General features: G+C 61.2%; 26 protein-coding genes. All 26 read right to left on the bottom strand.

All coding sequences use genetic code 11. The features are described 5' to 3' along the window. Window position 1: 1 nt before the first annotated feature. Complete coding sequence (locus H5P28_RS12210) at window positions 2-1,096, bottom strand: EscU/YscU/HrcU family type III secretion system export apparatus switch protein (protein WP_185675987.1); 1,095 nt, start codon at window positions 1,094-1,096, stop codon at window positions 2-4. Beyond that, complete coding sequence (locus tag H5P28_RS12205; RefSeq protein ID WP_185675986.1) at window positions 1,096-1,872, bottom strand: flagellar biosynthetic protein FliR; 777 nt, start codon at window positions 1,870-1,872, stop codon at window positions 1,096-1,098. The genes H5P28_RS12210 and H5P28_RS12205 overlap by 1 nt, the downstream gene beginning before the upstream one ends. Window positions 1,873-1,874: 2 nt before the next feature. Beyond that, complete coding sequence (locus tag H5P28_RS12200; RefSeq protein WP_185675985.1) at window positions 1,875-2,144, bottom strand: flagellar biosynthetic protein FliQ; 270 nt, start codon at window positions 2,142-2,144, stop codon at window positions 1,875-1,877. Between the two features lie 4 nt (window positions 2,145-2,148). Next, a complete protein-coding gene (fliP, locus tag H5P28_RS12195; protein ID WP_221773417.1) occupies window positions 2,149-2,916 on the bottom strand; it encodes a flagellar type III secretion system pore protein FliP in 768 nt (255 codons plus the stop codon). Continuing rightward, window positions 2,913-3,191: a FliO/MopB family protein gene (locus tag H5P28_RS12190; protein WP_185675984.1), complete on the bottom strand. Its 279-nt coding sequence runs from the start codon at window positions 3,189-3,191 to the stop codon at window positions 2,913-2,915. The genes fliP and H5P28_RS12190 overlap by 4 nt, the downstream gene beginning before the upstream one ends. A 107-nt stretch (window positions 3,192-3,298) precedes the next feature. Continuing rightward, a complete protein-coding gene (locus H5P28_RS12185; RefSeq protein ID WP_185675983.1) occupies window positions 3,299-3,574 on the bottom strand; it encodes a FliM/FliN family flagellar motor switch protein in 276 nt (91 codons plus the stop codon). Then, window positions 3,564-4,598: a FliM/FliN family flagellar motor switch protein gene (locus H5P28_RS12180; protein ID WP_185675982.1), complete on the bottom strand. Its 1,035-nt coding sequence runs from the start codon at window positions 4,596-4,598 to the stop codon at window positions 3,564-3,566. Before H5P28_RS12180 ends, H5P28_RS12185 begins: the two co-directional genes overlap by 11 nt. A gap of 8 nt (window positions 4,599-4,606) precedes the next feature. Then, complete coding sequence (locus H5P28_RS12175; RefSeq protein WP_185675981.1) at window positions 4,607-5,182, bottom strand: flagellar basal body-associated FliL family protein; 576 nt, start codon at window positions 5,180-5,182, stop codon at window positions 4,607-4,609. A gap of 3 nt (window positions 5,183-5,185) precedes the next feature. Then, window positions 5,186-6,568 carry a flagellar hook-basal body complex protein gene (locus H5P28_RS12170; RefSeq protein WP_185675980.1) on the bottom strand — a complete coding sequence of 461 codons (1,383 nt, stop codon included), beginning with the start codon at window positions 6,566-6,568 and terminating at the stop codon, window positions 5,186-5,188. A 13-nt stretch (window positions 6,569-6,581) separates the two neighbouring features. Continuing rightward, window positions 6,582-7,010 (bottom strand): flagellar hook capping FlgD N-terminal domain-containing protein, encoded by a 429-nt coding sequence (locus H5P28_RS12165; protein ID WP_185675979.1) that lies wholly within the window; start codon window positions 7,008-7,010, stop codon window positions 6,582-6,584. A gap of 20 nt (window positions 7,011-7,030) precedes the next feature. Continuing rightward, entirely contained in the window at window positions 7,031-8,092 is a 1,062-nt protein-coding gene (locus H5P28_RS12160) for a hypothetical protein (RefSeq protein WP_185675978.1), read from the bottom strand. After that, complete coding sequence (locus H5P28_RS12155; RefSeq protein ID WP_185675977.1) at window positions 8,089-8,652, bottom strand: MotE family protein; 564 nt, start codon at window positions 8,650-8,652, stop codon at window positions 8,089-8,091. The genes H5P28_RS12160 and H5P28_RS12155 overlap by 4 nt, the downstream gene beginning before the upstream one ends. A 41-nt stretch (window positions 8,653-8,693) precedes the next feature. Beyond that, entirely contained in the window at window positions 8,694-9,140 is a 447-nt protein-coding gene (locus H5P28_RS12150) for a hypothetical protein (protein ID WP_185675976.1), read from the bottom strand. Beyond that, entirely contained in the window at window positions 9,137-10,462 is a 1,326-nt protein-coding gene (locus H5P28_RS12145; RefSeq protein ID WP_185675975.1) for a FliI/YscN family ATPase, read from the bottom strand. The genes H5P28_RS12150 and H5P28_RS12145 overlap by 4 nt, the downstream gene beginning before the upstream one ends. After that, window positions 10,459-11,058, bottom strand: coding sequence for a FliH/SctL family protein (locus H5P28_RS12140; RefSeq protein WP_185675974.1), 600 nt, complete (start codon window positions 11,056-11,058; stop codon window positions 10,459-10,461). The genes H5P28_RS12145 and H5P28_RS12140 overlap by 4 nt, the downstream gene beginning before the upstream one ends. Further along, window positions 11,051-12,067 (bottom strand): flagellar motor switch protein FliG, encoded by a 1,017-nt coding sequence (gene fliG / locus H5P28_RS12135; RefSeq protein ID WP_185675973.1) that lies wholly within the window; start codon window positions 12,065-12,067, stop codon window positions 11,051-11,053. The genes H5P28_RS12140 and fliG overlap by 8 nt, the downstream gene beginning before the upstream one ends. Then, window positions 12,057-13,631 carry a flagellar basal-body MS-ring/collar protein FliF gene (gene fliF, locus H5P28_RS12130; RefSeq protein ID WP_185675972.1) on the bottom strand — a complete coding sequence of 525 codons (1,575 nt, stop codon included), beginning with the start codon at window positions 13,629-13,631 and terminating at the stop codon, window positions 12,057-12,059. The genes fliG and fliF overlap by 11 nt, the downstream gene beginning before the upstream one ends. Window positions 13,632-13,646: 15 nt before the next feature. Further along, the gene (fliE, locus tag H5P28_RS12125; protein WP_185675971.1) at window positions 13,647-14,048 is read right to left on the bottom strand and encodes a flagellar hook-basal body complex protein FliE; all 402 of its coding nucleotides are present in this window, start codon (window positions 14,046-14,048) and stop codon (window positions 13,647-13,649) included. 36 nt (window positions 14,049-14,084) lie between these two features. Beyond that, window positions 14,085-14,489 (bottom strand): flagellar basal body rod protein FlgC, encoded by a 405-nt coding sequence (gene flgC, locus H5P28_RS12120; protein WP_185675970.1) that lies wholly within the window; start codon window positions 14,487-14,489, stop codon window positions 14,085-14,087. Window positions 14,490-14,508: 19 nt separating this feature from the next. Continuing rightward, window positions 14,509-14,892: a flagellar basal body rod protein FlgB gene (gene flgB / locus H5P28_RS12115; RefSeq protein WP_185675969.1), complete on the bottom strand. Its 384-nt coding sequence runs from the start codon at window positions 14,890-14,892 to the stop codon at window positions 14,509-14,511. A 439-nt stretch (window positions 14,893-15,331) separates the two neighbouring features. Next, window positions 15,332-17,473, bottom strand: a complete 2,142-nt coding sequence (locus tag H5P28_RS12110; RefSeq protein WP_185675968.1) for a chemotaxis protein CheA — start codon at window positions 17,471-17,473, stop codon at window positions 15,332-15,334. A 33-nt stretch (window positions 17,474-17,506) separates the two neighbouring features. Next, window positions 17,507-18,607: a response regulator gene (locus tag H5P28_RS12105; RefSeq protein WP_185675967.1), complete on the bottom strand. Its 1,101-nt coding sequence runs from the start codon at window positions 18,605-18,607 to the stop codon at window positions 17,507-17,509. An 8-nt stretch (window positions 18,608-18,615) separates the two neighbouring features. Next, window positions 18,616-19,167, bottom strand: coding sequence for a chemotaxis protein CheX (locus tag H5P28_RS12100; RefSeq protein ID WP_185675966.1), 552 nt, complete (start codon window positions 19,165-19,167; stop codon window positions 18,616-18,618). Between the two features lie 33 nt (window positions 19,168-19,200). Continuing rightward, window positions 19,201-19,482, bottom strand: a complete 282-nt coding sequence (locus tag H5P28_RS12095) for a hypothetical protein (protein WP_185675965.1) — start codon at window positions 19,480-19,482, stop codon at window positions 19,201-19,203. A gap of 106 nt (window positions 19,483-19,588) precedes the next feature. Continuing rightward, window positions 19,589-20,272, bottom strand: a complete 684-nt coding sequence (locus H5P28_RS12090) for a hypothetical protein (protein ID WP_185675964.1) — start codon at window positions 20,270-20,272, stop codon at window positions 19,589-19,591. Beyond that, window positions 20,190-22,388 (bottom strand): two-component system sensor histidine kinase NtrB, encoded by a 2,199-nt coding sequence (locus H5P28_RS12085; RefSeq protein ID WP_185675963.1) that lies wholly within the window; start codon window positions 22,386-22,388, stop codon window positions 20,190-20,192. The genes H5P28_RS12090 and H5P28_RS12085 overlap by 83 nt, the downstream gene beginning before the upstream one ends. Window position 22,389: the final 1 nt, after the last annotated feature.

Genomic DNA, 22,389 nt, shown 5'->3' with positions numbered 1-22,389 from the left:
GTCAGACGTTCTCCATCCTTCCTCTGACCAGGCCCCGGCGCTTAAGCCGGTAAACCAGGGACAAAATTTCCGCCACGGCCTGGTAAAGCGCGGGAGGGATCTCCCGCCCCGGCTCTCCGACCTTGAAGAGCGCCCGGGCGACGGGTTTGTTTTCGATGATAGGGACGGCGTGCTGCCCGGCTATCTCGCGGATACGCCCCGCCACCAGGTTCATGCCCTTGGCCAACACGATGGGGGCGGCGTGCCGCTGACGGTCATAGCGCAGGGCCACTGCATAGTGGGTCGGGTTGACGATGACCACGTCGGCGCCGGGGACTTCCGTCATCATCTGACGCTGGGCGAACCGCCGCGCCATTTGTCGCCGCATCTGCTTCATATGCGGGTCGCCCTCCTGCTGCCGGTGCTCGTCCTTGATCTCCTGCTTGCTCATCCGCAGGCTCTGCCGCGTGCGGTGCTTCTGAAAGAGGAAATGCAGTCCGCCGATAGCCCCCAGGCCGAAGATCAGGAACGCCAACATCGTAAGCGTCGAAGAAAGCATAAACTGCGGAATCCGCTCGGGCTCGACTACGGTGAAGAAAATTGGATCGTGGGAGAGGCGCTCAAAGCCCTCGTAAACGACCCCGGCGACCACGAACAACTTGAGCAGATTGAAAGCGAAATTCGCCAGCGCCTGCCCCGAGTACTTCTGCTTGAGGCCGTTGACGGGGTGGAGCTTTTCGAACTTCACCCCGAACGCCTTCGGGGTCGGGCGAAAGCCACTCTGCAATCCGCCTGCCAGCAGCGCGGCAACCAAAGCCGCCCCCAACAGCGGTGCCAGCAGCCCGCCCATGTAACCTAGCCCCGCCCAAGCCTGATCGACGACGAGACTCGGCGTGATCTCGATCTCTCCGCAGTGACTGAACATCCAGACGGCCATCCGGCGTATCGAGATCGCCGCATCCTTACCGTACAGAACGAGCACGGCGAACGCTGCCGCTAACCCCAGCACCACTCCGATCTCCTCGGCCCGGGCGAAGTTTCCCTTTTCGTGGGCGTCCCGCAGCCGCTTGTAGGTCGGCTCTTCGGTTTTTGAGGACTTGTCTTCGTCACCAGCCATTACTCAGCCCTCCCGTTGTGCTCGACGTTGATCAGCCGGATCATATCACCGGGCACGTTTTGCAAGTGCATGAGGATTTGCCGCCCCAGGAAAGGCGTCAGTGCGGCCAGCAGCAATAGTCCGACCAGCAGACGCACCGGAAAACTGACAAAGAGGACATTGATGGCGGGCGCCGCGCGACCGAGCACACCAAAGGCCAGGACGACAATGAAGTTCATCGCGATAAAGGGAGCGGCCATCTGCACCGCTGATAAGAACAAGCGACTGAGCGTTTTGAGCACCTCTTCGGCGGCACCCGAACCGAGGATATTCATGGGAGGCAGCAGCCGCAGCGACTCAAGAAAAGCCGAGATAACCTCCCGGTGCAGTCCAAGTGAGAAAAGCAGGACGATCGCCAGCAGGTTCATGCCGGAGCCCACCAAACTCTCCTGCTGGCCCAGCAAGGGATTAAAAACGCCCCCCTGCATCAGCCCGATCTCCTGCGCGATCATGATGCCGGCGATCTGACAGATGATGAAAATTTTCTGAACCGCGAAGGCCATGGCCAGACCGATAAGGGCCTCCACCAGCACGAGCGGGAGCAGCGACAACAACGGCCCCTCAGGAACCGACATCCGCGGCAGGGTCGTCAGCGCCACGATGGCCATGAACAGCGCGAGGGCCACGCGCACGAATACCGGGACCGGACGCCCCGTGAACGGCACGAAGGCGAAGAACGCACCGGCCCGCAAGAAGACCGCGCCGCCGACCAGGATCATTCCGTTGACGTCGCCCATTTTCAAAATCCTCCGGCGGCAACGCGATCGAACATCGCCTGGGTGAACGCTAAAATCTTCTCGATCGTCCAGTAGGCGGTAAACAGCATGACGCCCACCACCGCCAGCAGCTTGGGGACGAAGGAGAGTGTCTGCTCCTGCAGGCTGGTGGCCGCCTGCACGACGCTGATCAGCAGCCCCACCGCCATCGCCGTGAACAACAGTGGCGCGACCATGACCAGCGCGGTGTAGAAGGTCGCCTGAAGGAGTTCGACTGCTGCTTCGATGCCCATAGGATTAAAAACTGGAAGCCAGACTGCTCAGGACGAGGAACCATCCGTCAGCCAGGACGAAGAGAAGGATTTTAAACGGCAAGGAGACGATGACCGGGGGCATCATCATCATGCCCATGGCCATCAGCACCGTGGCCACGACGAAATCGACGACCAGGAACGGCAGGAAAATCAGGAAGCCCATCTGGAAGGCCCTCCGCAGCTCTCCCACCACGAAGGCTGGAATCACCACCCGCATGGGGAGATCTTCGGCCATGGTCGGGGGCATGCTCGCCAGTTGCATGAAGTATTCAAGATCATCGGCGGAAGCCTGCTTGAGCATGAACTCGCGCAGTGGCTCCTTGGCCAGCTCCAGGGCCTCCGTCGAGCTGATTGCTTTATTTTCCAGGGGAATGAGCGCCGTCTGGTTGATCTTCTCGGCAATCGGCATCATGAGGAAAAACGACAGAAAGACCGCGATCCCGACCAGGACCTGGTTCGGCGGGGTGGACTGGAGGCCGAGCGCGTTGCGCAGGAAGCCCAGTACGATGATGATCCGCAGAAAGCTCGTCGTCAGCATGACCAGGGCCGGTGCCACCGCCAGAAGCGTCATCACGATCACGATCTGAATGGCCACGCCGATATCGAGGTCGCCGGCTTCGTCTCCCAGGCGCAGGCTCAGGTTCAGCCCACCGGGGTCAGTCGCTGCCTGGGTCTGGGCCTGAAGCGTGCCGGGCAAGCCAATCAGACAAACCAGAATAACCATCCCGAGGATGTACCGCCAGCGGTTCACCGATGTTCCTCCCCATAGAGCCGCCCGGTGGGCGGTATTGTTTCGGATGGCTCGACGTCCTCCGGTGATTGCAGTGTCCCCAGATAATCGATACGTCCGGGACACACGCCCAGCAGGAAGCGCTCGTTGCCGTAGGCAGCAACCACGATGAACTGCCGCCCGCCCAGGCTGCGACTCTCCAGCAGCTTGAGCTGCCCCGGGCGTGTAAGCATGCTGCCGCGGCGCTTGAAGAGCCAGATAGCCAGCGCACCGATAAGAATCAGCCCCAGGAACATGAACGGCAACCCCAGCGATGCGGAAGGGAACAGCGGCGCCGCCTCTTTCGCGCCTCCCTCCCCCAGTAGTTGAGCGAGTGACACCAGTGTATATTCGCCGGATTGCATCATTCGCACAGTTTGGTGATTTTGATTCCGAAGCACTCATCCACGACGACGACCTCGCCGTGGGCGACCGCCCGCCCGTTCAGACAAATGACGATGGGGTCCGTGGCCCGTTGCTCCAGTTTCAGGATGGTGCCCGGCTTAAGCTCCAGCACGTCTCGCATGGCGACCTTGCATGTACCCAGCAGCGCGGTGACTTCCACCTGAACATCCATAATGATGCCCCAATTTTTATCTTCAGCGCTTCCGGGCGCTCCAACTGATGCTTCATCGGACATGGCTCGTCTCCTTAATCGTATCTTTTAAAGCTACTGCTACCGCTCCGTCCTGGACACCGGCTTCCCCCTGGAAGAGCGCGACATTCGAGAGCCATAGCGTGACATCTTTCAAGGCCTTCGCGTCCAGCGGGATAAAAGTGCCGGGCTGCCACCGGGCGCAGTTACGGGCCGGCATTTTACCCACCTCGAAGGACGCCTTCACGGTAACGGGAAGATTGCTGTACCCGCGGCGCCAGGTGATGACTTTTTCCCCGGTGTCGAAGTTCTCCTCCCGGCGGCGCTCCTCCTTGAGGTGCCGAACCATCGGCTCGATCATGTAGAGGGGGACGCCGACCTGGATCTGGCCGGAGCAGCCGCGCACCTCCGCCTCCATGACCAGCAGGAAGAGCACCGTGTCGGGCTCGCAAATCTGAAGCACCGAGGCGACCACCTCGTGGCCTGTGATCTGCGGTTCCAGATGCTGCTTAAACTTCCACTGCGAGCACCACTCCTGCAGGAAGATAAAGAGAAACTCCTCGATCAGATCGATCTCGATCTTGGTCAGGAATCGGGCCTCGTTGGGTGCCTGGCCCTTGCCGCCGAGGATGCTGCTGGCGACCGTCAGGGCCAGCCGCGGGCTGATCTCCAGAAAACCGATCCCCGGCAGCGGATTGGCGCGAAAGAGCGCGAGGTGCGCCGGGCTCTCAATCGTGTCCAGCGCGCGGGTGTAGCTGAGGGTTTCGAGCTTGAGCATTTTCAGGCTGAAGTCCTTGCGCAGAAACAGCGACAGGCGGGCCTCCAGAAACCGGATGAAGTCCTCGTGCATCAACCGCAGGCGGCGCATTTCCGTCTCGCCCATAAAGGTGGGCTGCCGGAAGTCGTAGACCTCCACCGTCGAGGCGGGCGTGCTCTTGCCGATAATGCGCGTCGAACGCCCGGCCTCCACCGCCTCCGGACTGAAACGCTGGAGCAGCAGGGAATCGATGTCGTCCTGGCTCAGAATCTCGCCGGGATCGTCGAGGTTGAATTTGTCGTCGTTGTCCACAACTACGGTTATTGAATGATGAATTCGGTAAAATAGAGATGGTCGGCAACCTGTTCGCCCAGAGCTTCGTTGATAGCGCCCATGAGGGCCAGCCGGAGGCCGTCGCGTCCGCCGACCGCCTCGATCTGCTGAATCGTGTGGCTGGAGAGCGTGGTAATGATGGCGTCCTGCACACGCGGACGGTGCGCGGCGACCAGTTCGCTCAGCCGTTGATCGCTGCTGCTGATCTCGAAGCTGACCTTGATGAAACGCGTGCCCATCGTTCCCGACAGGTTCGAGATCATCTCCTCAAATGTCACTGTTCCGCCTTTGTTTTTACCTGTGGAGTGATCACCGGTTTCGGCAGATTCGGTTTTGGCGGCATGAGCGTCGCTGCTTTCCTCCTCCGCAGCCGGAGGCTCGGGGGCTTCCGCCGAAGCGGGCCTGACCTCGGCGACGAGGCTGGACTTGAGCCGCGGAATGACGAAGAACTCGGTCAGCAGCAGTGTGATGACGGGGATAATCAAGAGCACCAGTCCAAGAGGTAGCCAGGGGATCGGTGCCTTAGCGGGCGCGGGGGGCGGATTTTCTGTGTCTTCTGCCATGACTTATCGTTTGAGGTTCACCGTTTCCTGCATCATTTCGTCGATGACGGAGATGATCCGAGACCCGGCCTGAAAGGCCCGCTGGGTGGTGATCATGTTGACGAACTCACGCGTCAGGTCCGTATTGGATTGTTCGAGCGATTGGGCCTTGATCACGGCGTTGCCGCCGGTGTCGGGCAGATGGTCGCGCAACTGATCGGCGCTGACCGACGATCCGACTGCCCAGTCGGTCATGCCCAGCGCGCCCGCCTGAGCGATCGCACCGAACTGGTTGTCCCCGAGAGTCTGAAGCATCTCGGGCGCCTGTACCTGTTGCAGCAGGACTTGCCCGCTCTTGAAGCTGGTCCCGTCGCTCAGGTTCATGATCAGCGAACCATCCCGGGTGAAGTTCCAGGAGTCCAACGAGAGGACCACCTGGTTCGTGTCGGTCGGGTCCGGCAGGGCGGCGGCCTGCCCTGCGAGGGGGTTCGCCGGGTTCCAGGTGGCGGCGGAGGCCACGGCATCCGTGGCGACGGCGGCCGGAAGGTCGAACGAAGACCAGCCCACTCCCTGCCCCGCGAGTGAGACCGTGGGGTCGAAGGCAAGAGCCTGCGCACCCGCCGTCGCGGAGTCCGCATCGAGTTCGGCCCCGTTGGCATCGACGAGATTGCCGGCCAGGTTTACCAGGTAGCTGGTTCCGTCGAGTTCGTGGTAAACGGCCCGCAAATCGTTACCCGAAACCGGGCGCAGCACCACTGCGTCACTCGGGGCGAATGTCCCTGTGGTGTCGAGCAGGTGACCGTCCGCATCCGAGCGGAAGTAGCCGGTGGCCGATGACGGACTGGCCAGCGCCCGCGAGCCATCCGCCAGAACGAGGCGGTTGGAGCCGTCGATGGGTTGGCCGTTCGCGTTAACTTTAACCTGATCGGTGTAGCTGACCCGCATGCGGTCCAACTGCGCGGGATCGGACAGCGGCGTGCCCCCCGTCAACCCAAGGAGATAGCCCCCGCTCTGCGACACCAGGTAGCCCTCCGGATCGACCCGGAACGAGCCGTCCCGGGTCAGGTACTGCACGTTGTTCGTCTCGTCCAGCAGCCGAAAGAAACCGTCACCGGCGATGGCGAGATCCGAGGAGACGCCCGTATAGTCGATCGGGCCTTGTTTAAAGAACTGCCGGGAGGCGGTGACCTTGACCCCGTCGCCGATCTGGATGCCGCCGTGGGCGGTGCCGTTTCCGTTCACAGTGGCGTCGCGCAGGGCTTCCCCGAAGGAGTCGCTGTAGTGCACGTCCTGCTTTTTATAGCCGATCGTCTTGGAGTTGGAGATGTTGTTGCCGATGGCCTGCATCCCGTTGGTGAAGGACTGCATGGCGCTGGCGCCGATGTATAAATTGTCTGTCAATCCCATGATGTTTGCGGGGTTAAGCTTCTGATTGCACGGGGGCATTTCCCACCGCGACGAGTTCGGCGTAGGAGAATGAAATGTCGCCGATGAACGGGCGCGGCTCGCCGTCCACCCACTCCACGTGGTCCACGACGCCCTGGATATAGGCGCCACCCGCCGTCAGGGCGGTAACGTCGCGACCGATCAGACTCTGGACGGCGAGTCCGTCCTGCTGACTGCGGAGAGCCTGAAGGTTGTCCGAGACCGCTTCCATCTGCGAGAGGCTGCTGAAGTTCGCCATCTGGCTGATGAATTCGGTGTCCTCCATCGGCCTGAGCGGGTCTTGCGCGGTGAGCTGCGCGGTGAGTAATTTAAAGAAATCTTCGATCTGAAAAGCGTTGCCGGTCGAAGCGGCCTGGGCGGAGGAAGCCCCGGCGGCTGAGGAGGAGGTCGTTGCGTCGATCATGGTAGGGGTAGGAGTTAAAATTAATGGAACACGGGTGAGCGGACGGAGAGTCCAGAGGTTGAAAGTTTGTCTTCGAGTTCCTGCCACCCGCGACGGAAGGCGGACTCGAGCGCGGGCGAGGTCTCGGAAAATACCGCGTGCAGGACATTGCGCCGCAGGGTAAGCGTCACGCGGCCCTGGCCCCCGTCGAGGGAGGAGAGGTCCAGCTCGGCGCGGTTTTGGCCGAGCTTGCGCAACCGGTCCGCATGATCGAGCAAGGGCGCGATCACCATCTGCTGCCGAAGGAGGGACGAAGCGTCAGTCACCGGGCGACCCGCCCTGCCCTCGGCGGGCGAGACAACAGCCCGCAAAGGCTCCACCGCTGCGGCTGTCTCGGCCCCAGCGGAATCAACGCTCCGGGCTTGGAGCATCGAGGCCGAGGTCGTGGCCGTCGGTGACGAGCCGGAGTTTTTCAGTGAAGACGACTGGCTGGCAGAAATCCGGGCGGCGGCGTTACGCGGGGACAAGCTGCCGCTGGTGACAGCTTTCGGCGAGGGTTGCCGGATGGACCAGGCAGGGGAAATATTTACCCCGGTCGAGGCGCGAGCCGCTCCCCCCGAAACGTTCTGTGCGGGTTCATCTGACCGGACGGCAGGAGTCGAACGGGGGGCGGCTGATGAGTCTGCCGGGGCCTGCATTTTTTTGCCCCCCGGCGACTTGGAACCTGTCGCACTGGAGGCTCCTTCATCCTGGCTGCCACGGACCGGAGTATCAGCATCGCGGCGTGACGCGGCGGAAGCCATTTCCGGGGTGCCGGGCTGGAAAAATTGTTCGTCTGGAGGCATGGCTGGATACTTAGCACCGGCCATGACATATCCATAACCACCTGACCCCAAGCATTTTAAGAAACCAACCTGAATGTTGGTCAGCCAAGACGCACATCCATCGGCAAAAATTTCCGGCTGTTTCCGGTCTCGCTTTTCCTGGTTAAGGAAATGCTCGAAGTCGTCCGCCGGGGCGTCCTTGTCGGGGGCGCGGCCAGGGTTGCCACCGGCGGGGCCGGGGCGATCAGGCACCGGGCCTGTGGAATTAAGGGGGTTCATGGCTTCAGCCTCCGGATTTCGTCGCTGATTTCCGCCGCGCGTTGGGTGGATGCTTCGCCCCCGGTCACCATGACGCCGAGAATGCGTGAGGAGACATCCTCGGGCATGAGGGCGATGATCTTGACGGCAACAGGAATCTCCAGCCGACTGATAATCTGTTCGGCCTCGCTCGCTTTCATGCCGGCATATACCTGGGCAAGCTTCTTCAGGTTGTCTTTTTCTCCGGCTTCGATCACGACGAGGTGTTTGCCGATGTCGTCCTGGAGTTGGCTGATGTCCTGACGGATGCGTTCAAGGTCTTCTTTTTCGGCGCGAATACGGGCAGCTTCCTGGGCGAGCCGGGTTCGCTCAGTTTCCAAGGCGGCTCGCTCCTCCTCCATCTTTTTCCGGAGTGCCTCGACCTCGGAGACATGGAAGTCCCATTCGGTAAAAGCCATGGACATACCCGGCAGCGGTTCCTTCGGCAGGGCGGTCGGATCTGTCGTACCGGGAACGGGCACCGGGGGCATCCAGGCCTCGCGACGTAACCAGAGCAGACCGGCTGACCCGGCAATGCTCATGAAGGTGGCCAATAGTAAAATGGGCCAATATCGGAGCAGCATCATTGTTTATCCTCCGCGTTTGCCCGATAATACAGGGCGTTGACAAAATCATCGGCCGCCAGCCGGTCCACCGCCTCCTGGTTGCTCAGAAAAAGGACGTGCTCGCGCGCCTGGAGCTTTTCCAGTGATTTCTCCCGGCGCCACGCTTCCTTGACTGCTTCGCGGGCTTTTTTCTCGGTCTCATGGGCTTCTTCCAGCCCGGCGCGCGCCCGCTCGCCCCGCTCACGCAGCACCACCAACGCCTGGCGATGACGGAGGGCGTCCGCCGCCGAGGCCGCCCTCGCGGCCAGCTTGTCGTCCTGCTCAAGCTGGTCCCGGAGGGTCTCGAATGTCCGGCAGGCCGCAAGCGTGGCGCAGGAAGCCTCCGCCAGCTTCTGGGCCTGAAGCATCTTCTCGAAACGCCGGACCCTTAACACAGACTCAAGACTGAAGCGGTAGCCTTTCATGCCAACACCTCCGCCATCTTCTTGAAGGCTTCCATACGGTCGCCTTTTTCATGGACGGCTTGCCGGAGGAACTCCTCCAGCGCCTCGCGTTTGGCGATGGCTTCATCGACGCGGGGGTTGCTGCCCGCCACATAGGCCCCGATGTTGATCAGGTCCTCGTGGCTGCGGTACAGAGACAAAAGATTACGAGCCCGGGCCATAAGCGTTAGCTCCTTTTCCGAGCAGACCCGGGTGGTCAGGCGGCTCACGCTTTCGAGCACATCGACCGCCGGATAACGGTTGGCGCTGGCAATCGCACGGGAGAGCACCACATGGCCGTCGAGAATCCCGCGGACGGCGTCGGCAATGGGTTCGTTCATATCGTCGCCATCCACCAGTACGGTGTAAAAAGCGGTGATGGTGCCCTCGGCCGCATTGCCGGTGCGCTCTAATAATCGTGGCAACAAAGAGAAGACCGACGGTGGATAGCCGCGGGTGGCCGGAGCCTCGCCCACCGACAGGCCAATCTCGCGCTGAGCCATGGCGAAGCGCGTGACCGAGTCCATCAGGAAAAGCACGTTCGAGCCGCGGTCCCGGAACCACTCGGCAATGCCGGTGGCCAGGTAGGCGGCACGCAGCCGCACCATCGCGGGCTGATCCGACGTCGAGACCACAATAACGGAACGCGCCCGAGCCTCGGGCGTGAGACAGTGCTCGATAAACTCCCGCACCTCGCGTCCGCGTTCGCCGATCAGCGCGACGACATTCACGTCGGCCGCGCCGCTCTGCATCAGCATGCCCAAAAGGGTGGATTTACCAACGCCGCTGCCGGCAAAAAGTCCCAGCCGCTGGCCCACACCGACGGGTGTAAAGCAGTCCAGCGCCCGCACACCCGTTGCGAACACACGCTCGATCGGTCGGCGCGAAAGCGGATCCGGCGGGGGCCGGCGCAGGGGCAGGCTGTAGTCGTAATCAAGCGGAGGCCCTGCGTCGAGAGCGCGGCCCATGCCGTCGATGACGCGCCCGAGCACACTCTTGCCCACGGGCACAGCTTCAGCATGCGGAGCCGGCACGACCTTGCAGCCCGGCCCGATGGACCGCAACTCGCCCAGCGGCATGAGGAGCATGCGATTTTCGCGGAAACCGACGACCTCGGCCAACACCGGCTCCTCTCCTGTGTCACTGAGGAGGTGGCAAAGTCCGCCCAGCGAAGCCTGCGGACCGTGCGCCTCGATGATAAGCCCGCGCACCTCGCTGACCGCGCCCGCATGGGCGACCGTCTCGGCTTGGCGCAGCCGATGCCGCAGACGGTCAAAGTTCAAAACTGTCGGGGAAGGAATCATACAAGGACTTTGCGCAGGTTCTCCACTTTCGTCTCGAAGCGCCCGTCGGTCTGGCCAAAGCGGCTTTCCAGCACAAATTCACCAGAACGCAGTTCGGCGTCGGCGAGGAGGGTCAGATTCGGATAGGACTTGCGCAGCGAAGCGTCGGCGGCTTCGAGCAGATCGAGATCGCGCACGGATATCCACAGCCGGGCAGCCTGGTGGCTCTCTGCGTGCTCAGCCAGAATCTCAACCACGAGTTTGCGAACGGTGTCGGCGTCTGGCTGCCAGGCCTTCAACACCCGCCCCACCCCTTCGATAATCAGCTCAGGCAAAACCGCTTCGACCTGGCCGGCCAAGTCGGCCTCGACTTCAGACAGCCGGGCCAATAGCCCCTCGCGCAGGGCGTTCAGCGCCTCGCGCTCGTTCGCCAACTCGGCCTCGACCTGGCGGCGCTCCTCCTCCCGGGCCTGCTTAACGGCGGTCTCCAGACGCAGCTGCGCCTCGACCTCCGCAGTTGAGACCTCGTTGGTCGTCGGGCAATCGGACTGGTCCTGCGGTGCCGCAGCCAGCCAGGCACCGCGCAGCGGAAGCCTGAAATCAAGCGTCCTAGACATAGGTAGTGGCCTCCCCAACTCCGAGGTTGATCTCTCCCTCTTCCTCCAGCCGGCGTACGGCCTGGATAACCACATCCTGCGCGGCCTCGACTTCCTTCAGGCGAACTGCTCCGAGGAAATCCAGCTCCTCGCGCAGCGAGTCGCCGGCACGTTTCGAGAGGGCGGAGAAAATCTTTTCCTTCAGCGTCGCCGAAGCCGGTTTCATGGCGAGTACCAACGTCTGCGAATCGATCTCGCGCAGGATGCGCTGCATGTCCACAACGTTGACGTTAACCAGGTCGTTAAAGGAGAACATCTTCTGACGGACGAGGGCGCCGAGCTTGGGATCGCTTTCCTCCAGTTCCGCCAGTACGTTCTTGCTGGTGGTCTTGTCCACCAGGTTCAGCACCTTGGCCACGCGCGCGGCCCCGCCGAAATGCGTGATCGGCTGCTGTCCGCGGGAGTCGAGGTGGCGTGAGAGGTTCTTGACGACCTTGTTGAGGATGGCCTCGGGCGTGGGTTCCAGGGAACCCATCCGGCGAACGACCTCCCCCCGGACCGACACACTCAGCAGTTGCAGAATCTCGGCGGCCTTATGGACATCCATCGCCCCGAGCAGGAAAGCGATCGTCTGCGGCTGCTCGGCCTTGATCAGGTTCGCGATCTGGCGGGCCTCCATCTCTGTGATCTCCTGGATAATGTCCTGGGAGTCGCGGGCGGGCTCCATCTTGCCGACCAGGTTACGGGCCAGGTACGGACCTTTGGCCTGCTCCAGCGTGCGCAAGGCGGCCTCGTAGCCACCACGCACAGAAGTGATGCCCTCCACCAGCAGTGAGGCGAACTCATCCGAAACGGCCTGTTGAAGATCCTCGTGGACCAGGTCCAGCGCCACCATTTCACGACTGATCGCTTCGAGTTCCTGCTCGTCGAAATCCCGTAGGAGCATCGCCGCCGTCTCCGGCTCGATCATCAGTAAAAAGATGGCCAGCCGCTTGATCTTCGGGATTGAGTCGTAACTGTCACGATCCATTGCCGTTGGGGGTCTTGCTTTGATTTTCGAGCCAGTTACGCAGCATGGCGCTGGCGTTGGCGGGTTTCTGCTTAATCATTTCGTTGAGCAGTTCGGGCGTAACCGTCTGGTTCTGGTAACCCTCCGGGATATTCGGGGCGTCCTGGGAGCGCTGAAACTCAGCCCAAGGGTTGGGCTCATGGCGCATGCGCTTGAGCAGCCGCAGAAAAACCAGAAACAGGACGATGGCCAGGATGGTACCACTGAGTTCGCGACCGAAAGAGAGCAGGCCGGATAAGCTGAAGTAATCCAGCCAGCCGGGCTCCGGCGGGGGCTCCTCCGAGACGAACGAAACCTCCTGCACGGTGACCGATCCCGCTTCCGGACTGTCCAGCTTGATGCCGAGGGCGTCCGCCACGACCTGACGCAGGCGGTCAATCTCCTCTGGGGTGCGCGCGCGGGGGGCGGCGACACCATCCGCACCCGCTTCCATCCGGGGCTCAACCAGAACGGACACCGTGAGGCGCCGTATCGAGCCCGCCGGGCGGGTGATACTGGTCACGGTGCGGCCGACCTCGTACTGCTGCTGCTTCGTAATTGTCTCCTGGCGCGAACTGCCGGAGACGCCCGGCGCTGTCGTGCTTGCCTGCCCGGCCTCCATCGACACCGCCTGCACGCTCTTGGCCGGATCAACGCTCTCGTCCGTCGCCTCCTCCGTGGTTTGTGAGCGCACGACCGTCCCATCGGGATCAAAGCTTTCTTCCTGCCGCGAGACAGCCTCGGCGTCCACGTCGGCGGAGACCCGCACGACCACCCGGTCTTCTCCGAGAACCGCTTCCAGCATGGATTCGACCTTCTTGGAAAAATAATCCTCCAGCATCCGGCGGTACTCCACCGCCCGCGCCGAGGCCGTGAGCGGCCCGCTCTCGTCCTCGCGTCGGGAAAGCATCTGACCGTGGTTGTCCACGACGGCCACGTTTTCGCGGGAGAGACCCTCCACCGAACTGGCGACCAGAGCCTGGATGGCCTGAATAGCCGACGGACTGAGCGACTGCCCCCCCACCTCGACAAAGACCGAAGCCGTCGTCTGGACATCCTTATTGCGCAGAAGCATGCGGTTGTCGGGCATGACGACCATGACCCGGGCCTGGCGGACGCCGCTGAGCTGCATGATCGTCCGCGCCAGCTCGCCCTGAATCGCACGTACATAGTTCGTGCGCTGGATAAAGTCGCTGGCTCCGAACGAAGAATTATCGAAAAGCTCGAACCCAACCTGACCACCGCTGACCAGTCCCTCCGACGCGATGCCCATCCGCGCCGGGTAAACCTGATCCGCCGGAACATAGATAGCGTGGCCCCCCGAGCGGATCTCATAGGGCGTCCCACGCCCTTCCAGGTACTCGACAATGCCGGCGGCGTCTTTCTCCGAAAGCGAATTATACAACAGGCGCATCTGAGGGCGCTGAGACCACCACAGTAATAATCCGGCTCCCGTCAGGACGACCACCAGGGCCAGAATAAGGGTCAGCTTCTGCCCCTGCTCCAGCTCTCGCCATAAATTCAGAATTTCATTTTGTTTGGTCATGTCGGGAAGTCGGTGTTAAACTTGCAGACGCATGAGTTCCTGATAGGTCTCGAGGACCTTGTTGCGCATTTCCACCATGAGGGAAAAGCTGACGTTGGCCTCCTGGGCGGCGATCACGGCCTGATGCAGGCTGGTGGCGTCTCCGGCGATAACCTGCTGACGCAGCTCGGCACTGACCTTGTCCTTGTGGTCCACCTCCCGGACGAAATCACCGATGCGGGTCAGTATTCCGCTCTCCCCCGTCGGCTCCGCTCGCGCCGACTCGGCGGCGGCAGTCGTGCGCTGGAGGCTCTCGGCGAAGGGCTGGCCCGCCTCGGCGGCGGTGCCGCTATTCTGCTGGCGCAACCGGGCCAGGAGCTTTCCCGGGTCGTAGCTCTGGGTGATTTGCGAGTTGAAAGATACGGGGGACAGAGCCATCGGGAAGCGGGGTTAGTAAATTGGCGGTCCGAGCGTTCAGGCTCGACCGATCTCCAGGGTTTTGAGCGCCATTTGATGGGCAGTTTTGGCCACGGAAAGATTGGCCTCGTAAGCCCGCGAGGCAGCGATCATATCGACCATCTCAATGGAGGGGTGCACGTTGGGCATCTGCACCATGCCGTTCTCATCGGCGTGAGGGTGGCCGGGATTGCTCACCAGAGTGCCCGGGCTCCGGTCCGACTCGACCCCGGCGATTTTCACACAGGTCTGGCCAAAGGCGTCGAGTTCGGACTCGAATGAAACCATCTGGCGTTGATAGGGTTTGCCGTCGGGGCCGCGGGTTGTGTCGGCGTTGGCGATATTCTGAGCGATCGTTTCCAGCCGCACGGTGTGCGCCTGGAGGGCGCTGGCGGTGGCGGAACTGCCGGGGATGAGGTTCATGGGTCAGGGGTGTTGAGGGTTAAATTTTTCCGGAGATAGCGGTCTTCAGGCGCTGCAGGGAGCCACTGACGAATTGCCCCATCGCGGCGTATTCCAGCGCATTCTCACGAATCAGCATCAGTTCACGGTCAAGGCTAACGGTGTTACCGTCGGGCCGTGTGGGCGCCAGCCCACGTTCCGCGCTGACGGGGATGGATTCCGGGATCAGGGACTCAGACCTATTACCGGTGCGGATCTGCGTCTTCAGCTTGGCCAGAAAGTCGCTGTCAACATCCCGGCGCTGGAATCCCGGCGTATCGACATTGGCAAGGTTTCCGGCCATGATCCGGTGCCGAAACTCTGTGACATCCAGCATCGCCTTGGCCGTCTGGTAATTACTTCCGCTAAACAAGGACTCGATCATGCTGGCTGCATAGCAGTGCAGATGCCAGAAACGCTACACCATCCATAAGCAGCTCATCTCCAGTGCTTTGAAAACAAAAAACAAAACAAAAAAAACCTATATATGCCGCCCGGACAGGCTGTGACGGAAATATTTTCCGCCACAGGCGGAGCTCACGCTGGGTGCGGCGATTTCAAGCGCCTGATCTTCCTCGAGTGATGCCGGACTCATAGGCCAAAGATCGCTGAGTTGATCCCTGAAGTTTCCATCCTGAGCGAGCGTGCGAGTCAAAGGTTCTCCCGACCCGAGGCAGCGCGGATTTTCACCACAAGCTCGCGGCCGGAGATACTTCGATACGCCAGCCAGGGGACGCACTGCGAATGACAACGGCAACAAGCGACAGCTTGCTGAAGTCTTGATGCGCAAGGATTCCTGTAGCCTGGCAACTTGAAGCCACCGCCTATGCAGTCCGCTTGTCCCTGACACGGTCGCCCAGGGGGCCGGGGTCGATGACCAGGGCCACGGAACCATCTCCGAGGACGGCGCCACCGGATACACCATCGGGGTTGGCGAAGCAGCCGACGAGTTTTTTGATGACGATCTCCTGCTTGTGCATGAGTTCATCGGCCACGAGGCCGAACTTGAATCCGTCCGACTCGACCAGAATCACGACGCCTTCGGTCAGCGACTTGCGCGCGGTCCTGATCTGAAAATAGGTGGCCAGATCGACAAGCGGGTAAAGCGTCCCGTGGTGCTTGAGGAGCCGTCCCTGCCCCGCGATCGAAAAGATGTCTTCGGCCTTCGGCTTGACGGTGAGCAGGACGCTGCCGATCGGCAGGACATAGCGTTCCTCTTCGACGCGCAGGAGCAGCCCATCGATAATCGCCAGCGTGAGCGGAAGATTGATCCTGACGGTTGTGCCTTTGCCGCGAAGGGTGGAGACATCGATGGTTCCGCGCAGCTTGGTGATGTTCTTGCGCAGGACATCCATCCCGACACCACGCCCGGACAGCTCGGTGATGTTCTCCGCCGTGGAGAAACCGGGTTCGAAAAGAAAGTCGAGAATCTCGCGCTCCGAATATTGCACGCCGGGACGGGCAAGCTCCCGCTCGATTGCCTTCTGCAAAACACGATCCGTATCGACTCCGCGACCGTCGTCCTTGAGTTCGATCACGATGGAGTCACCATGATAGCGTGCGCTGAGGCAAATTTTTCCGCCCGCATGCTTGCCGGCTTTGATCCGCGCCTCGGGCATCTCAACACCATGATCGATCGCATTACGAATCATGTGGACCAGCGGGTCGTTGATCTCCTCGACCACGTTGCGGTCCATTTCCGCATCCTCCCCGATGCATTCCAGCTCGACCTGCTTACCGTTCTTGACCGCCAGATCCCGGACCAGCCGCTGCATCTTCTGGAAGAGCCCGCGCAGGGGGACCATGCGGAGGGAGAGACCCGTACGCTGAAGCTCCCGCGTGACCCGACCCAGCTGCCCGAGGCTCCGCTCAATAAAGGCACTGGGGATACCGCTTCGATCCAGCGATTCGCGCAACTGGCTCTCGACGATCACCAGTTCCCCGACCGCGTCCACGATGGAGTCGAGCTTGTCCGCATTGATGCGGATAAAGACATTCTGCGCCGCTCCGGAGCTTTTCTTGAGCAGGGATTCCACCGCGACATTCTGGACAGCGTCCGCGCTTTCCTCGGGGGCACTTGCCGGAAGGCTGCCCGGCATGGGAAACGGCAACATCTGCGACGCGTCGGCTGGGTCGCTCACATCGTCCGTGCCGGTCTCGTCGGCGATTGCTTTGGCCCGATTGATCAGGTCCTCTACGGGGATCTCCGACGACGGACGCCGCCCACTGGCCATGAACTCCGCCAGCGCTGCCAGCAATCCCTCCAGACGATCCCGGCTCTCCAGTACGAGGCTGGCCAGTGCGGGCGTAAAGGCAATGTAGTCGCTGCGTAGCAGATCCAGCACCGTCTCAACCTGATGAGCAAGGCCCTGGATCGGAAACAAATCCAGAAACCCCGCCACGCCCTTGATGGTATGAAAGGAGCGGAATAGAGCGCTGATCGCCTCGCGGTCTTCGGCCGCTTTTTCCAGCGTCAGCAAGGCGCTTTCGATCTGATCGAGGTGTTCCTGCGCCTCGGCGAAAAACTCTTCGAGAATGTCGCGGTTTTCTTCCAGATGCGGTCCGAGCCAGTCCGCTTCCTGCGCATCAGGAGCGGGAGCCGGTCCTTGGGGGATCGTCTCCGCCGCAGTCGCCGGAGGAGTCCACTCAAGTTCGCTCCAGGGCACTTCGATATCGGCCCTCAAAAAGCGCAACACCGTGCGGATCGTATCAACGAAGGCGGTCAACTGGACCATCAAGTCCATAGAGGTGACACCGTTGCAGTCGAGGAGCCTACTGATGCGCTCTCTGAGGGCTGTCAAGGGGGTCTCTACCTGCGGATAGTCGTTCATGGCTTCCGCCAGTTCGCTCATCAGGCTGTAAGCCGGAACCAGCCCGTCAGCGGAACCGCATTCCATTAACGCGAGCTCGGCGGCGAGACTTTCCACCAATGCCTGAGCGGTGTCCAGCGGATCGGTTGCATCCATGATAAGTTCCGTGTGTAGATCGACGGGCGCAGCCTACTCGGCCGCAGCCAGGATCGTTTCATCCACAAATTTCCATGATTTCGACTCTTCGAAGCCGTCGCACTCCTTGCGCAGGCGCTCGCTGGCCAGGATCTGGCAGTTCATGTCGATGCGCTCACAGGCGTTCATCAGTTCGATGAGGAACTTGATGAGATTGACATCCATTTCCGTGACCTGCGAGCCATCAATGAGGACAGAGGTGTGGCCGGAGTCCACCGCCTCGGTTACCTTGCGCTCCATAAAGGACCGCATCTCGATCACGCGGGCCTGCGTACAGACATCGGGCGCGACCACGCGCATGCGTCCGTTCTCGAAGAGGTAATACCTCGGCGAGGTGTCGATACCCATAGAGCGGCAGGCGCGCGTTTCCAGCTCGGCCTGATCGATCGGTTTGGTGATAATGGAGTCGAAGCCTGCCTGGAGCGCCTTGTGCTGGCGGTCGGTGTCCGTCTTGACCACCAGGCCCACGATGGGAACCTTGCTGTTGTGCGCCTTCATCTTTTTGAAAACTTCGAAGGAGATATCGCCATCGAAAGAGAGGCTGATGATGACCAGGTCGTACTCACGATCCACAAAGCGGTCGATGGCGTCGTAGGCGCTGCCGGCGGCCATGATTTCCCAGGGAGTCCCGGCCAGCCCCTGGCGAACCGCCTCCACGATGGCCGGCTTGTCCTCCACAAGCAAGACCCGGGCGGGATCGAGAATGGTCTTGCGGCGGCTGTCCTTGCTCAGGTCGATGATGCGGGAGACCTTATCGATGAGGACGCCTTCCTTGAAGGGCTTCACGATGTAGTCGCGGATGCCGAGCTTGGCGATGCTCATGACCTTCTCGCGTCCGCCTTCGGCCGTCAGCATGATGACGGGGATGCCCTTCAGGGCGGGGTCGCCCTTGAGGCGGGTGAGCATTTCCACCCCGTCCATAACGGGCATGGTCACATCCAGCAGGATCAGATTTGGAATCTCCTTGCTGGCCGCCGAAAGACCCTCCACTCCGTTGGGAGCCTCGATAATGTCGATTTCAAAGTTGCTGAAGGCCTTCTTGACCAGAGCCCGGACGGCCTTGGAGTCATCGACTGAAAGAATCTTCTTTTTCATGAGAGGAATCAGGAAGCTGGTTTTTGACGCTCTTCCGGTGTGGTACGCATCAGCAGCTCAAGGCAGATGAACTTGTCCATGCACCGGAAACGGTAAAAGTGGCGAAGGGTGGCCTTGGCGGCCTCCACGATGAAATATTTGCCGCGGATGATCGAGGGGATCGTCAACCGACAGGAGTAGTTAAAGGAATCAAACTGGTTTTTAATCGTGCCCGCGGACATGTTACTCAGCTCGCCAATGACATCGTTGATCATTTCGTGGTCCTCCGAAAGATCTTCCAGGGGCAAGCCGAGCATCCGGTGAGAGATGAGGGCGGCCATGGAATCGGGCATGATCAGGTAAACCATCCCGGTCACATCCCCGACGAACCCGACATTGCCGACGACAACGCCCTCCTCGATCTGGGCCAGTGGCGAAACTGCGTCAGCCTCTTCGGGCTCGCGGGCACACGCCTCGAAATCGGGTTTGATCGATACCATCGTCGAAAACACATTCTGGATGCTCTCCACGACAATATCCTGGATAATGTCGTGGCTAAGGTTGGCAGGGGCTTCTATCATTGGGCTGAGATGAAGGATTAATCGTCAGTCGGTTCACACGTCCGTCTCTTTATCCGAGGCGGCCAACAGATGCGCGAGATCATCAAGATCCTGCGAAGACGGATAGGCGGGGTCATTGGCCAGGCGCCGGGCTTCGAGTACCTTATCCGGGCGCGGCGTAGCCGTATCTCCCAGTTCCGCTGCCAGCTTTTGCGATAGATTTGCCGCCACCGCATCCCCGCTCACAGGCCGGGGAGGAGGCTTGGCGGTGGATTTCCCCGGATGGGCATCCGGGGAGGCGAATTGCTGAGGCGGAACGTATGGATTGATTTGCATGGCGTTATGGTGTCTTGCCCACTACCTACGGCCAGCCCGGACCCGCCTTTAATGAAAAAATGCACTTGTTTTTTCACCACCCGCAATCGGAAAAACACGCCCGGCGTCACGGTTCTTGCGGCTCGCGCTCCGGTAAGGTCGAATAAAGCGAATGGGCGACATAGGCCGCGAAGCGGCGGGGGCTGATCAGTACGCTGTAGCTGCGCTGCAGCGGATACTCCTGCTCAAGATAGCGCTCGGCATACCGGCGGGCCCCCACCTCGACCGCCTCATTTCCGGCATCATAAACCTCGTCACAGGCCCAGATCACTTCCTGGTCACGCAGGCTGACCAGGCGGGAGCGAACCCCGAGCATGAAAGGTTTGTAGGGGCGGTAACTGGTGATGTCCGTCAGCAGGACGGCGTCGGCCCTCCACTGCTCCCGCAGGCGAGCGGCAACAGCGGGCGGAATCATGTCCATCGAGGCAAACGTCGGCCTGCCCGCCAGTTCCATCACTTCCCCACGCTCGAGCGTGACGACCTCGAAACGACCGGTGGACAGCAGCGAGGGCAGCATGGCCTTCTCCAGCGTCGCCGCCTCGGCCTGGTTATCCGGCTGGGTGTGGAAAGGAAAGACGAGCACCCGCCGGATGTCCGGGGATAAGGGCTCAGCATAGACATTGTCCGGCTGAAAGGAGGGGCCGAGCGGAATGTCTTTCAGCTCGCGTTCAAGCCGGGGACTGGTGCAACTGCTCACCAGCAGCATGCACAAGCCGGTAAGGACAGGTGTGATAAGGGCAATGGGCTTCATGGGATAAGTGGTGTTTGAGGCAATTGAGCCGGCAAGCCGGATCGTGGGTCGCACAGTGATACATCCGCTCAATCAGCGGAGAGTGGTCACCCAGAACGACGGGAGCATTTCGCCCGGAGCGGTCTTCGAGTAGATCATGCGCTCCCTTCAGCAGAACCATCCGACGCGTTGAGTTCGGCGTGTTCCTCAACAAGTCTCGCAGTTGTGACGGCACAGGATGCTCCATGTCGCTCACGATCAGCAGCAACCGCTCCTGGTCCGCATCGTGTGCGAGCCAGGCCTCCAACTGGTCAAAGGAGTCAAGTCGATCCACCGCGGTACCGAGAGGCGTCGGCGCGAATTGCTCCTCCGGCACCAAGCTGTAGATGCCGATATGAGGAACCGGGGCCGACTGGCCGGGAACCGACTGCCCTGCCCTGGAGTTAGCCTCCTCGATCACGGCACCATCTTCGGCCTCATTAAAGGGGATCAGCAGGAAAATCGTCGTGCCGGAGCTGGGCGTGCTGCGGACACCAAAATCGATGCCATTCTCCTCGGCGAACTGAACCAGGCTGTAGAGTCCCAGCCCGGTACCCCCGGAATGCTGCTTGGTGGTAAAATAGGGCTCGAATACCCGCTTCAGGATTTCGGCGGGGATGCCGCACCCGTTATCCCGCACGCTCAGCTCAGCCGCCCGGCCTCTACGGGGGACGCGGCTGGAGATCAGGTGATCGCGGGTGTAATTTTCCAGTTCCACGTGCCGGAGCTCAAGCGTCACCCTCCCGTCGGTCGAGGGAAAGCCGTCTTCCTTTTTGAGCGCGTCCCGGGCATTGCTGATCAGATTGAGCAAGACCCGCCGGAATGAAATCGAATCGATCATGACAGGGTATTCCGCCTCTGGCAGCTCCACGTGGAGCTGGGCCTGCTTGGGAAGAACGGCCCGCATCAACCGCTCCTGATCGCGCACCAGGCCGATCAGATCCTGGAGCCGCTTCTGGCCGGAGCTGTCGCGATTGAGCGCCATAAGCCGGTCGGACAAATGCTGGGCCTCGTCGATAGCGTGGCGGATCACTTGAAAATCTTCCCGGCGCTCGGAGTGCTGCGGCTCAGAATCCATGAGCAACTGGGACAGTGCCCCGATGCCGGAGAGCAGGTTGTGAAAGTCATGCGCCAGCGTCGTGGAAATGTCCGCCATGTCCTGGCGCCAGGCGAACTGGAAAAGCTGCTGGCGCTCACGCTCGTGAGCCGTCATGTCGAGCCAGGCACAATCGTAGCCCTCCATTTTCCCGGAATCGTCGTAGAGCGGATGCCGCATCTCCAGAACGTGGCGGGACCGTTCTTCGCCGGGCAACTTGATCCGGTAGCGCACGGATACCGATGTGGCGCTGTTCTGACAGTCCGCCAGGGCCGCCTCGAAGGTGGGTAGATCTCTCGGGTCAATCCAACTCAGCCAGTCCGCCCCATCCTTCAACAGAGCGGCCGCCTCCGCCGACAGGAAATTGCGCAGGTCCGGATTGATCACCTCGAAATCCAGGTGGGGGTCCTGAATAAAGTGGACCCCGGGCAGCTCCTTGGAGCTTTTCAACCCCCGAGATCCAACACTCATCTCGCCCTGGAGCTGGAGATATTCATGGTGTTGCTCACGCACGGGCGAAGATGCCTCGCCTCCGGACCAGGCAGGCCGCGGCACAAAGTCCGACGGAGAGGACATGGCCCTGTCCGACGGAGCCACACAACCGACAATACGCACGAAGACCGGCGCACCCGGCTCGGCACTGGAAGAAAAGCAGCTCAGACTCCATTTATCGAAGACGGGGGCTCGATCTTCACCGGTCTGTGTGCATCTGCAGCCTTTGCCAGCTATGCGGGGCAGCACGCTCTCCAACTCCGGATCGAGCTTGACCAACAACTCGCGCAGCGACCGCCCGTTCAGGTTAGCCGGACCGTCGGGGTCCAGGACATAGGCTTCGGCGCAATGATTGATAATGCACCAGTCGGGCTGCACGCTGAAATGCAGAATCTGCGGCTCGCAGTGCAAAACGGGGTTGGATTGGCCGGTGCCATGAAGAAAAGGACCGGCGGGGGTGGAATTGCCCGCATAGCAGGCTAATCTCAAAGAGTTGTCAGGGTGGTTCATA

Origin of the sequence: Ruficoccus amylovorans (assembly GCF_014230085.1) — a bacterium.
Taxonomy (GTDB): Bacteria; Verrucomicrobiota; Verrucomicrobiia; order Opitutales; family Cerasicoccaceae; genus Ruficoccus; species Ruficoccus amylovorans.
The sequence above is the reverse complement of the archived record's forward strand: the minus strand, read 5'-3'. Positions and strand labels throughout refer to the sequence as shown.

What these genes read in the sequence shown, in the direction of transcription:
- H5P28_RS12145 (WP_185675975.1), bottom strand. Translation starts at nt 10,462, where the DNA reads ATGATTCCTTCCCCGACAGTTTTGAACTTTGACCGTCTGCGGCATCGG.
- H5P28_RS12205 (WP_185675986.1), bottom strand. Translation starts at nt 1,872, where the DNA reads ATGGGCGACGTCAACGGAATGATCCTGGTCGGCGGCGCGGTCTTCTTG.
- fliE (WP_185675971.1), bottom strand. Translation starts at nt 14,048, where the DNA reads ATGGCTCTGTCCCCCGTATCTTTCAACTCGCAAATCACCCAGAGCTAC.
- H5P28_RS12170 (WP_185675980.1), bottom strand. Translation starts at nt 6,568, where the DNA reads ATGGGATTGACAGACAATTTATACATCGGCGCCAGCGCCATGCAGTCC.
- fliG (WP_185675973.1), bottom strand. Translation starts at nt 12,067, where the DNA reads ATGGATCGTGACAGTTACGACTCAATCCCGAAGATCAAGCGGCTGGCC.
- H5P28_RS12090 (WP_185675964.1), bottom strand. Translation starts at nt 20,272, where the DNA reads ATGAAGCCCATTGCCCTTATCACACCTGTCCTTACCGGCTTGTGCATG.
- H5P28_RS12190 (WP_185675984.1), bottom strand. Translation starts at nt 3,191, where the DNA reads ATGTTCCTGGGGCTGATTCTTATCGGTGCGCTGGCTATCTGGCTCTTC.
- H5P28_RS12200 (WP_185675985.1), bottom strand. Translation starts at nt 2,144, where the DNA reads ATGGGCATCGAAGCAGCAGTCGAACTCCTTCAGGCGACCTTCTACACC.
- H5P28_RS12175 (WP_185675981.1), bottom strand. Translation starts at nt 5,182, where the DNA reads ATGGCAGAAGACACAGAAAATCCGCCCCCCGCGCCCGCTAAGGCACCG.
- H5P28_RS12150 (WP_185675976.1), bottom strand. Translation starts at nt 9,140, where the DNA reads ATGAAAGGCTACCGCTTCAGTCTTGAGTCTGTGTTAAGGGTCCGGCGT.
- H5P28_RS12140 (WP_185675974.1), bottom strand. Translation starts at nt 11,058, where the DNA reads ATGTCTAGGACGCTTGATTTCAGGCTTCCGCTGCGCGGTGCCTGGCTG.
- flgB (WP_185675969.1), bottom strand. Translation starts at nt 14,892, where the DNA reads ATGATCGAGTCCTTGTTTAGCGGAAGTAATTACCAGACGGCCAAGGCG.
- H5P28_RS12160 (WP_185675978.1), bottom strand. Translation starts at nt 8,092, where the DNA reads ATGAACCCCCTTAATTCCACAGGCCCGGTGCCTGATCGCCCCGGCCCC.
- H5P28_RS12155 (WP_185675977.1), bottom strand. Translation starts at nt 8,652, where the DNA reads ATGAGCATTGCCGGGTCAGCCGGTCTGCTCTGGTTACGTCGCGAGGCC.
- fliF (WP_185675972.1), bottom strand. Translation starts at nt 13,631, where the DNA reads ATGACCAAACAAAATGAAATTCTGAATTTATGGCGAGAGCTGGAGCAG.
- H5P28_RS12210 (WP_185675987.1), bottom strand. Translation starts at nt 1,096, where the DNA reads ATGGCTGGTGACGAAGACAAGTCCTCAAAAACCGAAGAGCCGACCTAC.
- H5P28_RS12095 (WP_185675965.1), bottom strand. Translation starts at nt 19,482, where the DNA reads ATGCAAATCAATCCATACGTTCCGCCTCAGCAATTCGCCTCCCCGGAT.
- H5P28_RS12185 (WP_185675983.1), bottom strand. Translation starts at nt 3,574, where the DNA reads ATGTCCGATGAAGCATCAGTTGGAGCGCCCGGAAGCGCTGAAGATAAA.
- H5P28_RS12100 (WP_185675966.1), bottom strand. Translation starts at nt 19,167, where the DNA reads ATGATAGAAGCCCCTGCCAACCTTAGCCACGACATTATCCAGGATATT.
- H5P28_RS12105 (WP_185675967.1), bottom strand. Translation starts at nt 18,607, where the DNA reads ATGAAAAAGAAGATTCTTTCAGTCGATGACTCCAAGGCCGTCCGGGCT.
- H5P28_RS12165 (WP_185675979.1), bottom strand. Translation starts at nt 7,010, where the DNA reads ATGATCGACGCAACGACCTCCTCCTCAGCCGCCGGGGCTTCCTCCGCC.
- H5P28_RS12085 (WP_185675963.1), bottom strand. Translation starts at nt 22,388, where the DNA reads ATGAACCACCCTGACAACTCTTTGAGATTAGCCTGCTATGCGGGCAAT.
- flgC (WP_185675970.1), bottom strand. Translation starts at nt 14,489, where the DNA reads ATGAACCTCATCCCCGGCAGTTCCGCCACCGCCAGCGCCCTCCAGGCG.
- H5P28_RS12110 (WP_185675968.1), bottom strand. Translation starts at nt 17,473, where the DNA reads ATGGATGCAACCGATCCGCTGGACACCGCTCAGGCATTGGTGGAAAGT.